The 11272-nt window shown below is 69.8% G+C and carries 10 protein-coding genes and 1 pseudogene; 8 read left to right on the top strand and 3 right to left on the bottom strand.

What is annotated here, in order from left to right:
* Positions 1-445 precede the first annotated feature (445 nt).
* On the bottom strand, positions 446-1084 hold the full coding sequence (locus ACYVO6_RS28415; RefSeq protein WP_461066017.1) for a CBS domain-containing protein: 639 nt from the start codon (positions 1082-1084) through the stop codon (positions 446-448).
* Between the two features lie 248 nt (positions 1085-1332).
* On the bottom strand, positions 1333-2154 hold the full coding sequence (locus ACYVO6_RS28410) for a hypothetical protein (protein WP_461066015.1): 822 nt from the start codon (positions 2152-2154) through the stop codon (positions 1333-1335).
* 607 nt (positions 2155-2761) lie between these two features.
* Between ACYVO6_RS28410 and uppS the strand changes: the two genes are divergently transcribed.
* Entirely contained in the window at positions 2762-4516 is a 1755-nt protein-coding gene (uppS, locus tag ACYVO6_RS28405) for a polyprenyl diphosphate synthase (RefSeq protein ID WP_461066013.1), read from the top strand.
* Between the two features lie 108 nt (positions 4517-4624).
* Here uppS and ACYVO6_RS28400 read toward each other — a convergent pair whose 3' ends face one another.
* A complete protein-coding gene (locus ACYVO6_RS28400) occupies positions 4625-6013 on the bottom strand; it encodes a cytochrome P450 (protein WP_461066011.1) in 1389 nt (462 codons plus the stop codon).
* Between the two features lie 201 nt (positions 6014-6214).
* Between ACYVO6_RS28400 and ACYVO6_RS28395 the strand changes: the two genes are divergently transcribed.
* The 7 genes and pseudogenes from ACYVO6_RS28395 to ACYVO6_RS28365 all read left to right on the top strand — a co-directional run bounded on the left by ACYVO6_RS28395 (position 6215) and on the right by ACYVO6_RS28365 (position 11255).
* A complete protein-coding gene (locus ACYVO6_RS28395) occupies positions 6215-6892 on the top strand; it encodes an ABC transporter ATP-binding protein (RefSeq protein ID WP_461066009.1) in 678 nt (225 codons plus the stop codon).
* The gene (locus ACYVO6_RS28390) at positions 6889-7803 is read left to right on the top strand and encodes an ABC transporter permease (protein WP_461066007.1); all 915 of its coding nucleotides are present in this window, start codon (positions 6889-6891) and stop codon (positions 7801-7803) included. Before ACYVO6_RS28395 ends, ACYVO6_RS28390 begins: the two co-directional genes overlap by 4 nt.
* A 12-nt stretch (positions 7804-7815) precedes the next feature.
* Positions 7816-9540: a GMC oxidoreductase gene (locus ACYVO6_RS28385; RefSeq protein ID WP_461066005.1), complete on the top strand. Its 1725-nt coding sequence runs from the start codon at positions 7816-7818 to the stop codon at positions 9538-9540.
* Positions 9429-9857, top strand: coding sequence for a nitroreductase/quinone reductase family protein (locus ACYVO6_RS28380; protein ID WP_461066019.1), 429 nt, complete (start codon positions 9429-9431; stop codon positions 9855-9857). Before ACYVO6_RS28385 ends, ACYVO6_RS28380 begins: the two co-directional genes overlap by 112 nt.
* A 541-nt stretch (positions 9858-10398) precedes the next feature.
* Positions 10399-10572, top strand: a pseudogene (locus ACYVO6_RS28375) (HNH endonuclease); the annotation flags it as partial.
* On the top strand, positions 10569-10859 hold the full coding sequence (locus tag ACYVO6_RS28370) for a hypothetical protein (protein WP_461066003.1): 291 nt from the start codon (positions 10569-10571) through the stop codon (positions 10857-10859). The pseudogene ACYVO6_RS28375 and the gene ACYVO6_RS28370, both read left to right, overlap by 4 nt.
* Before the next feature lie 192 nt (positions 10860-11051).
* On the top strand, positions 11052-11255 hold the full coding sequence (locus tag ACYVO6_RS28365) for a cold-shock protein (protein WP_461066001.1): 204 nt from the start codon (positions 11052-11054) through the stop codon (positions 11253-11255).
* Positions 11256-11272 lie beyond the last annotated feature (17 nt).

The raw sequence follows: 11272 nt of genomic DNA, 5'->3' as shown, positions 1-11272 counted from the left end.
TCACCAAAGTCACTCCGCCGGCCACCGATAATCAGCGAGAGACTTAAGCCCGCGATTTCAGGTGCATCACACTAGCCGCCCACGCCCAGCGAGCTACGAACCAGTGGCGAGGCGCGCCGCCCGAAACGCCCTCGAAGCCTGGTAGGTCCCCGGAAGCTCGTATGCCATCGAGCCCACCGCCTCCATACAAGCCAGGACAGACTGCTGCCGGACACGCAGGTGAACCGCTGTTCCCCAACAGGCCTGTCAGGGGTCAGAAGTCCGCCTTGCAGCTACCGCGGAAGCCGGGGCCGCGCCCGCTGTCCTCAGCTGATGCGAAATTCTCGCGTCGGATGCGATAGACGGAGAGTGATCGTGGATGGGTGGGGACGGTCTTGTGCCGGGATCTGCTCGGCTGCACCTGGTGGCTGGCCTGCCGCTGCTGCGGCCGGACTCCCCCCGGGGCCTAGCCCCCGGCGGAGAGGTGGGCGTCCACGGCGACGACACCGTCGACGCCCTGGCAGAGGCCCACGACCACCGGGACGAGACGCGGTTCCGGGACGTGACCCCGCAGGGTGACGTCCCCGTCACGGACCTCGACCGCGACGGTGCCCTCGTCCAGGCCGAGGATGCGCCCCAGGACGTCCTGCTCCACCTCGCCGCGGATCTCGACGTCGGAGCGGATGAAGGTGTCGAGCAGGTCGCTGCGGCTGACGATGCCGGTGAGGAGCCCGTCGTCGCTGACCACGGGCAGTTGCTTGATGTGCCGCCTGCGGAGTTCCCGCGCGGCCCGGGGGATCGTCCAGTCGGCGCGGGCGGTGAAGACGGGGCTGCTCATGAGCGCGCCCGCAGTCCGGGCCCGAGCCTTGCCCCAGGCGCGCTCGTCGTTCCCGTCCTGCCCCTGCGGATCGGGCATACCGGTCTCGTGCCGCAGCACGTCGGACGCGGACACCACGCCGACGGGGGCGCCGTCGGCGTCGACGACCGGGGCCGCGGCGATGTCGTTCGCGTCCAGCAGGGCGGCGACTTCCTGGAACGGCGTGTTGGGGCGGAGGGTGATGACCTCCTTGGTCATCACGTCACCGACCGTGCGGCGGTGCAGCATGGCATCGGCCTCCTCCGCTGTGCGACGGGGCGGCCGCGGTGGGACCGCCCGGGCGGACCACGCGCGGCGCGCCGGCCTCCGCGCCCCTGCCGGCTCGTCCACGCGGTCTTCCCTACCCATGACAGCACCGCGCCGCTCCGGCGACCAGTGACGTTCGGCCTGGCGGAGAGGGCCGGCGGTCCCGCAGCGAGGGCCGTGAGCAGCGGACTGCCCGTGAAATGCTCCCGCTGCACTGTTGTCCGTGGGTGTCAGGGCGTGGTCGTGCCGGTGACTTCCGCCGGCAGAGGGCGCGGATACGGGGCCGGAGTCGTTGCGGGCAGAGGGATCTCGTCCAGGAGCAGGCGCTGCGGGCCATCCTGCCCCTGCAGGGCGAAGCGAAGATTGCGCTCGTCGTCCACCTCCTGCGGAGCATCACCGACAGCCCTCAGCAGGGCCCGCAGCCGCGGATAAGGTGCCTGGCGGGCACGGCCGATGACTTCGGGCATGCGCAGCGCCTGGAGCAGGAGCGAGGCGAGATTGACGCCGGCGCGGTAATGCCGGTGAGCGTTCTGAGTGATCCAGGGCTGGCCGTCGATGACGTCGGCCACGCTGAGGTGCGACAGCGTGTACATCATCACGATCTCGCCGCGCTGCACCGCCAGGCGGGTCCCGGCCGGCAGGCGCTCTCCTGGCTGAAGCTCCTCACTGGAGGCGACGGAGCGGCCGACGAGCGGGCCTCCGCCCTGCTCACGAACCTGTGCGAACTGCTCGACGGTGGCGTCGATGTGGCGGCCGGAGTCTGGCAGGAGCAGGATGCAGTGGCCGTTGAAGACAGTGCCGTCGTCGTTCCATGACGGCTCCGGGGTGCCGTGCAGGACGCTGTTGCCGTTGGCCTCGCGGACGGTCAGGTCGGTCAGTGCGAGTTCAGAGCGGATCCCGAGCTGCCCGTAGGCGTATTTCAAGGTGAGGCAGCTGTCCACACAGATGTTGGCCGGCGCCCCGCTCTCGTCCGCGATCCCGGCCCACAGGTTCGGCAGCAGCAGCTCAACGAGCGCGTCGGGGGGCGCCTGTTCCAGGATGCGGGCCGTCATGGGCATGTTGCCCCGCATCGCGTATGGGCCGGCGTGAGGACCGGAGAGCGCTGAGGAGGGCTGTGGCGCCGACTCCGGCCTGCGCCGGATGACCCGCTGCTGTGGCTTTCGTTGCTTCCTGTCCCGTGACTTGGCCATACCGGCGAGCCTAGGGACAGCGCTTTTCCCGCGACAGAGCGCGATTTACGCCACCGGCCGCCCGGACCCAGAGCATCAATCATCTACTGCGGGGCGCCTTCCTCGCGGTGCAGCCCCCGCCCCGCTGTTCTTGCGCGCAGCGTGAACAACGACCACAGACCTTGTGCCGTCAGGCCGTCGGGGTGGTCCTGCGGATTCGGGCGTAGTGCGGCCCGGCTCGCCTAACGACCCTGGACCCGCGCGGGGCACGGATGAATCCCCCTCAAAACGGCGGTGTTTGTGGGTCGCGGGTGTTCGGCTGCGACTTCCCGGCTGGCGAAACCGGTGAGTTGATTGGTCGTTTTCTTCTCGGGCGTGGCGGTAAAGCGGCTGAGGACTGCGTCCCTGCGTGATGCCGCCGTCAGAGCCTGCAATAGGCAGCTGGTTTGAGGACTATCAAGGGAGTTCCGTGCCCCGTTCCTGCTTTCAGATGGCCGCTATCGAGGACCCGGGGCTGGTGGCTGGCTACGAGGCGTGTCGGCGTGTGATGCGTGGGGCCGGGGGTACGGAATACCTGGTCGCACAGTTGATGCCGCCGACGTTGCGCCCTGCCCTTTGGGCGATCTACGCGGCGGGCCGGGTGGCCGACGACCTCGCCGATACCGGTGATCCGGCCGCCAGGGCAGCCCGTCTGGACGCGTGGACGAGTGCGTTGGTCGAGGACTTGCGCCAGGGTGGCAGCGCTGATCTGGTGCGCCGGGCGTTGGTGCATGCGGCGCGGACGTGGGATCTGCCGACCGGGGAGCTGTTCGCGGCGTTCGAGGCGCTCCGCGAGGACGTCGATGGGCGTGTCCATGAGACGTGGCAGGAGTGGAGCGGGTACTCCCAGAGTGTCAACACCACGTTCTTCGCCCAGGCCGTGGCCCTGTTCACTGCGGCCGGGCTTCAGATGCCGGTGCGCCTGAGGCACCTGTCGGCGTTCAGGCAGTGGGTGGACGCCCTCAACCTCATCGACATTCTCGAAGATCTCGCCGAGGACACCGCACAAGGCCGCATCACCTTGCCTCTGGAGGTTCTCCAGCAGTTCTCCGTGACCCCGCAGGCCTTGTTGAGCGGCCGGTGGACGCCCGGGCTGCGCGACATGGTCGCGCACCTGACTGCGCTGGGACGCGAGTGGATCACGCAGCCGGAGCTGGTCGCGGGAATGCCCGCGGTGCTCGTGGTCGCGGTGGAGACGGTCAGTGAGCTGGGCCGCTTGCGGCTGGATCGAGTGGAGCGGGCCCGGGGGAGGGTGCTGAAGGGCAAGCCGCGTCTTCCCCGCCTCGCCGCATGGAGCATCGTCCTTCCTGCCCGGGCGAAGGCATCGGTGGCGTGGCGGCTCCTGCCCCCGGTCATGGTCCCGCCGGGAGAACCGGGTGCGGAGGGCCAGAATGCGCCTGTCAGGCTTCCCTCCCCGGCTGGCACGTGTGCCCCCAAACCGCCCCGGCCGCACACCTCGGGTGAACGCCCTCCCCAGCTGCCGCCAGGTCGTCTGCCCGCTCATGTGGCGATCGTGATGGACGGCAACGGACGATGGGCCACCGACCGGGGCCTGTCCCGCAGCGACGGCCACCGCGCCGGTGCCGACGCGCTGCGCGATGTGGTCCAAGGCGCGCTGGAGATCGGGCTGCGGCATCTGACGGTCTACGCCTTCTCCACGGAGAACTGGCAACGCCCCGCCGAGGAGGTGAGCGGCCTGATGACACTGCTGGGGGATATCGAGCACGACCAGGACATCCTCAGTCACGATGTCCGCTTTCGCTGGGCTGGATCACCTGAGGGCGTGCCCCGGGACCTGGTGCAGTCGTTCATCCGGACCGAGGAGAAGACCCGGCACCGGCCCGGCCTGGCGTTCACCTTGTGCGTGAACTACGGCGGCCGCTCGGAACTCACCCAGGCCGCGATCTCCCTGGGCCAGCTGGTCGCCGCGGGGCGTCTGGACCCCTCCCGTATCTGCGAGCGCACCTTCGCCGCCCACCTGCCCGGGCACAGGATGCCGGATGTCGACCTGCTGTGGCGCACCGGGGGCGAACAGCGCACCTCCAACTTCCTGCTCTGGCACGCCTCCTACGCCGAGCTGCACTTCACCGACACGCTCTGGCCGGACATCGACCGCCGGGACCTGTGGCAGGCCATGTGTGCGTACGCCGGGCGGGAGCGCCGTTATGGTGCCGTGCCCTCCACACGCCGGACAGCGCCGCGGTGACCACCACCGCCTGACGCTGGGGCCGGGGGCGAAGCGTACGGGCGGCGCGCCGCCCCCAGCCCGGACAGCTCCCAGGAGTTCTCAGTGCCGGGGAGGGGGCGGAGCCGTTTATGGCTGGGGGGCGGGCCGGGGTTCGACGGTCATGGGCAGCGGGCCGGAGGAGAGGAAGATGCGGACGGCGGGGCGCAGACGATGTCCGGGGACCGGTCGCAGGCACCAGCGGGCGCCGATGGTGGCCAGGGCGGTGAGCATGTGCATCATGGCGAGGTTGTCGCCGATGCACTTGCGGGGCCCGGCACCCAGGGCGAGGTAAGAGGCCGCGGGGAGGTTCTTGGCCCGTTCGGGCAGCCAGCGGTCGGGATCGAAGCGCAAGGGCTCTGCGTACACCTGGGGGTCGCGGTGCAGGGCGTAGGGGCAGAACGAGATCTCCGCCCCAGCGGGCAAGTGAGCGTCGCCGAGCTGGACGGGGATGAGGGCGCGGCGCGCGACGAGCCACACCGGCGGATGCAGACGCAGCACCTCCTGCAGGACGCGTCGCGTGTAGTCAAGGCGGGGCAAGTCCTGGGCCCGGACGGGGCCGCCGGCCAGGACGGTGTCGAGTTCATCGTGCATGCGCCGCTCGACGTCCGGGTGGCGGGCCAGTTCATAGAAGGCGTAGGGCAGGGCCTCTCCGACGCTGTGGACGGCGGCGAAAAGGTAGAAGACGAGCTCGGCGACGATCTGAGAGTCATCGAGAGCTTCGTCGCTGTCGCTGTACCTGGCGTCCAGGAGGTGGGAGAGCACATCGGGTGTGGTGGTCTGACCGGTGGCCCGCCGTGCGTAGATCGTGGCGGTGATCGCGGTGCGCAACCGGGCCAGGGCCCGGTTGAAAGCCCCGGTGCCCGGGACATGGGAGAGATGGCCCAGGCGCGGGGCGGACATGCGCCAGTACAGGCCCCTGGTGGTCTGGGACACCAGGCCGGCCAGGGCGTCGGCCACCAAGTGGGTGGCGGGGCCCTGACCGCAGAAAGCTCGGGAGTTGAGGGTGTAGGCCAGGCAGGCCAGGTCCTTGTTGACGAGCAGGGTCTGTCCCGGCTGCCACCGTGCCGTGTGCTCCTCGATGCCCTGACGTGCGTCGTGGACCTGGGCGGCGATCCGGCCGGGATGGAAGCCAGGCTGGACGGCGCGGCGGTGGCGGCGGTGGGAGTCGAACAGGCTCATCCCCTCGAAGTCGACGTCCATCACCAGGCTCACGCCGAACTGTGAGCCGATGCCCTCGGTGATCCGTCCCTTGGCGTAGTCGCGGGTCTCGGTCACCAGGATGCGGTGCAGCAGCTCCGGCGAGTTGATCATGAAAACGTCGGGGTGGCCGGGGGCCATCATGCGCACCACCGGGCCGAGTGCGTTGAGAGAGGCGGTAAAGGCAAGAGGGCGGGCGAACATCTGCCACGCGTGGCCGATCCCGGGCAGGGCGCCGGGAGCGGTCGGAATGACAGCGGAGGGCATCGTGCTGGTCATGGCACCTCGTTGACACACAAGTGGACTATCACAGAAGGTAATCACTAGTGTGCCCGCCGTGCTCAAGGTCTCGTGTCGCCCCCGGTCAGTCTCTCCCTCGTCCCAGCTTCGGTCCCGCGCCATCACCGGCAACGCCGCCGCCCCTGGGCCGGGATGCCCCTCACCTGGTGTGACGCACCGAAGCGGCCGGAGGGCACGGCGATGAGGACCAGCGGGCCGGCGCTGTGCGTGACCGGTGTGCACAAGAGCTACCGGCGCCGGCATGTACTCAAAGGAGTGAGCTTCGAGCTGCCCCCGGGGCAACTGGCGGGCATCGTCGGGGAGAACGGGGCGGGCAAGAGCACCCTACTGCGGATCCTGGTGGGCGACCTCGCCCTGGACGCTGGCACGGTGCAGTGCCGGGGGGTGCTGGGGTACTGCCCGCAGCAGAGTGTCCTGCACGAGGCGTTCACCCTCGAGCAGCACCTGGAATTCTTCCGGACCGCCTACGGCCTTCACAGTCTTCACCGGGCGCATGAGGTGCTGGAGATCCTGCACTGCACCGAGTACCTCAAAGCCCGCACCGGCACGCTCAGCGGCGGCACCCGGCAGAAACTCAACCTCACCCTCGCACTGATGCACGACCCGCAGGTGCTGCTCCTGGACGAGCCCTACCAGGGCTTCGACTGGGAGACCTACCTGCGCTTTTGGGACCTGGCCCAGGACCTGCGCGACCGCGGCTGCTCCGTGCTGGTCGTCTCCCACCTCACCTACGACGCCTCCCGCCTGGACTGCCTGTACCGGCTGCATGACGGCGTCCTTGAGAAAACCGAACGCATCGGCGTAGCCACCGGGCACGCAGCCACGAGCACGGCGGGCACGGAAGGGGTGCGGTCATGAAGCAGTGGATGTTCTGCCTGCGGACCGCTGTGCTGTTCGCGCTGATCGAGCAGCTGCGCAACCGGCTGGCCCTGGTGATCGTGGTGTTCTTCATCCCCGTGTGGATCACCCTCGCGTACAAGGTCATGGCCACTGACCCGGTGCGGTTCTTCGTCCGCCCCGCGAGCCGGTCGATCACCATGGACGCCAACGTCATCACCCAGATGTCCGGAGCCCTGCACAGCCTTGCGCTGATCGTCGGCTTCATGATGTTCCTCGCCACCGCCCGTTCCGCCCTCTTCGACCGGCGCCTGGTCATGGCCGGCTACCCCCGGCTGTGCCTGGCGCTGGCGAAGTTCACCGCCCTGCTGCTGGCCGCGGCCGTGGTCGCCGCCTACGGAGCGGTATGGATGCGCATGTACTGGGACCCCCAGCAACTGCCCCTCCTGGGCGTCGGATTGTTCGTCGGAGCCCTGACCTACGGGGGCATCGGCATCATGCTCGCCGCCGTCCTGCGCAGCGAACTGGCCGGCATGTTCCTCGTCATCATGATCAGCTTCGTCGACCTGGCCCTGCAGAACCCCATCGCCAACCCTGCCGCCGACAGCCCTGTGCTGCGGTACTTCCCGGCGTACGGGGCGATGCAAACCGTCGTCACCGCCGGAGGACTGCACCTGGTGCCCTGGCGCGAGCTTGCCGTGGGCCTGACCTGGTCCATCGGCATGGTCGCCGCCGGCATGAGCGCCTTCGCCGTACGAAGCCGTACGCGACGCAGCCCCAGCAACGTCACCGCAGTGTCGACAGGCGGAACCGATGAGCCGCAACAGGCTGTTCTGGCCGCCGGGTCGAGGACTTCCTCCAACTCCCCGGTCAACCCTGCCGACCAGCTCTCAGATGACCGGCGCACTGACGATGCGCCGACGGCCGGATAGGGGCGGGCACGCGTGGGTGAGCAGGCGGCTTTCCCGGCACCGGATCTGGAGGTCCTGGTCATCGGCTCGGGTTTCGGCGGCAGCGTCGCCGCACTGCGCCTGGCCCAGAAGGGCTACCAGGTCACCGTCATCGAGACAGGGCGGCGCTTCGCCGACGCGGACTTCGCCACTTCACCCTGGCAGGTACGGCGCCTGCTGTGGGCACCACGGCTGGGATGGCACGGCATCATGCGCGTGCACCTGCGCAGACGGTTGCTGACCCTGACCGGGGTCGGGGTCGGTGGAGGGTCCCTGGCCTACGCCGCCGTCCACTACCGGCCCGACGACGCCACGTTCCGGGCGGCAGGGTGGGACCAGGCTGTCGACTGGGCGGCCGAACTCGCCCCGCACTACGTACGGGCTGAACAGATGCTGGGCACGGCCACCGTGCCCGCGACGTCGGCCGGGGACCGGGTGCTGCGGCAGGCCGCCGACGACCTCGGGATGGGAGGGACGTTTCATCCCACCCGGGTCGGCATCCACTTCGGCGCCCCCGGGCAACAGGCCGGCGACCCGTACTTCGCCGGACAGGGTCCCGTCAGGACGGGCTGCACCCTGTGCGGGCAGTGCACGGCCGGCTGCCCCATCGGCGCGAAGAACACCCTGCCCAAGAACTATCTGCACCTCGCCGAACGCGCCGGCGCCAACATCCGCCCCCTGACCACCGCAGTCGCCCTGCACCCCCAACCGGACGGAACCTGGCAGGTCGAGACCGAACGCACCGTCCTCGGCCGCTTCACCTCCCGCTGTACGCGCGAAGTCCTGAACGCACAGCAAGTAGTCCTGGCCGCCGGGGCCTGGGGCACCACCGAACTTCTCCACCGCTCACGACCCCACCTGCCCCATCTTTCCCCCGCCCTGGGCACCCGCACCTGCACCAACCGGGAAGTGATCACCGGGGTTGCCGCACCCGGCTTCGACACCGGCCCCGGAGCCGCCATCACCTCCGCCATGCGCCCCAACTCCGACACCCTCCTCCAGCTGTGCCGCGTCAGCCCCGGCACCCACCCGCTGGCCGCAGCCCTGCTGCCCTTCCCCCTGCCCGGACCGTGGCGGGCCTTCGGGCGGCGCACCGCCCTGCTCTTCGCCATGGAACGCAACGACTCCGCCCTCACCAGTCGGCAGCGCCGCACCCTGTTCGGCAGGCGGATGACCTTCCGCCCCGACACCCCGCGCCCCGAACCCGTCCGCACCCCCGCAGCCGAAGCGGTCGCCGACACCTACGCGCGGCGGATCGGGGGCCGTGCCCGCCGCCTGTGGACCACCCTGCTCAAGGTCCCGATCACCGCGCACCTCATGGGCGGCTGCCCCACCGGCACCGACCCCGCCCGCCACGTCACCGACCCCTACCACCGGGTGCACGGCTACCCCACCCTGCACATCGCCGATGCCTCCGTGATCCCGGGCAACCTCGGACTCAACCCCTCGCTGACCATCACCGCCATGGCCGAACGCGCGCTGGCCGCCTGGCCCCAGGCCGGCACCCCCGACCCGCGTCCCCGCCAGGGCGAGCCCTACCGCCCCCTGCCCCTTGTGAAGGTGCCCGCATGCCGCATCCACTCGTCGTCCGCCTGGGCCGCACCCGCCTGTTCACCACCCTCGCCCCCCACCTGCTGCCCCACTGCGACCTCCTCCTCCACCGCCTCACCCGCGGACGGCTGCTCCCAAGCCGCCTGTTCATCGCCACCGTCATCCTGACCACCACCGGCCACCGCACCGGCCACAAGCGCACCACCCCCCTGTGCGCCCACCACGATGCGGACGGCAGCTGGCTCATCGTCGCCAGCAACTTCGGCAAACCCCACCACCCCGCCTGGAGCACCAACCTCCTCCACACCCCCACCGCCCACCTCACCCACCAAGGCCGTACGATCGCCGTCACCGCACAGCAGCTCACCGAGGAAGACAAGACGCTCCACCGGCTCCGCATCTTGACCGCGCTGCCCGTCTACGACACCTACAACGCCCGCACCCAGCGCGACATCCGCGTCTTCCACCTCAGTCCGCACCCTTGACCACCAGGGCTCCTCGTGCGGTGCAGCCTGTCGCGGCTGGTCCGCAGGGACCGGACCCGCCTGGAGGCGGTACAGGAGGCGTACGCGCGTGAAGTGAACCGGGGCCTGCTCTCGTGAATCACCTGGTACGAACGCACGGTTTCCCCCTGGACACACCCACGGACGCAGAACGCGCCTTCGGTGGGAGGCCGCCTACGGGACCACTGCCCAAGAGAAACCGGACGCGGAGGTGCGCCGCCTCGCACCTCACGTCCTGAACGAGATCGACCGGGGCACCGATCCGCAACGACCCGTCACCACGTCGGCAGACCTGGCGGCAGCCGTACGAGCACGGCGCAGCGCGCAAGATGTGCGACGATGACCGCCAGGACCAGCAGGGCCGTGCGCGGATGGGTCTTCGGTCGCCCGTGGTGGCGGACGCTGCCGGGCTGGCGGCATCGCTTCGGGCTCGGATCGCGAACCCGTCCGTCAGGCCCAACCGAAATCCCTCTCGGCGGGCGGGTTGGAACCTGAGCCCGTCCAGAAATCGACGAACCCGCGCGCTTCCAACCGGTCCAAGGGCGACCAGGGCCCGGATGAGTGGCAGCCGCCGGCCAAGGCGTACTGGTGCACCTACGGGCGGGCCTGGACAGCAGTGAAAGCCACCTACGAGCTGACGGTCACCGAAGCGGAGAAGGACATGCTGACCGAGATGCTGGATACCTGCACGTCATGACCGGCCACGACGGCACGCCCGCGCCCGAGCGGCTGCAGAGCGAGGTGACCGCGGGGAGAGGGGGCGCGATGACCGATGAAGTCGGCGTCATCACCGGCGACCTCACCCTCGCCACCACCGCCCTGCCCGGCGGACGCGCCGCCGTCACGGTCCAGTACACCGGTGCCGCGGAGTGGTACACCCTGACCGGCAGTCCCGTCCCGCTGCCGCCCGGCCAACTGGCCGCACTGCACGCCGACGTCGTCGAGCGTGTCCAGCAGGGAGGCGGAGCCGAAGCCCCGCACTGAATGCGGCTCTTGCCCTATGGATGTTGCTCTCTGGTGGCGGCAGGTTTCGCCGTGTAGCGTCGCTGCCAGATGTCGTGGTTCGCAGTACCTGCCCGCGCTCCGGCGTGGGCTCTTTGCTGTGCAGTGCCGGACCAGGGCGATCACCTCCGGGTCCGCACGGTGCGGACCCGATAGCGACCGAGAGGCACCAGCATGGCACGCGGAACCGTGAAGTGGTTCAACTCCGAAAAGGGCTTCGGCTTCATCGAGCAGGAAGGCGGCGGCCCGGACGTCTTCGCGCACTACTCCAACATCAACTCCTCCGGCTTCCGCGAGTTGCTGGAAGGCCAGGCGGTGACCTTCGACGTCACGCAGGGCCAGAAGGGCCCGCAGGCGGAGAACATCACGCCCGCCTGACCTCGCGGCCAGACATC

It is taken from the genome of Streptomyces pseudoechinosporeus (genome assembly GCF_054783935.1).
The sequence above is the reverse complement of the archived record's forward strand: the minus strand, read 5'-3'. Positions and strand labels throughout refer to the sequence as shown.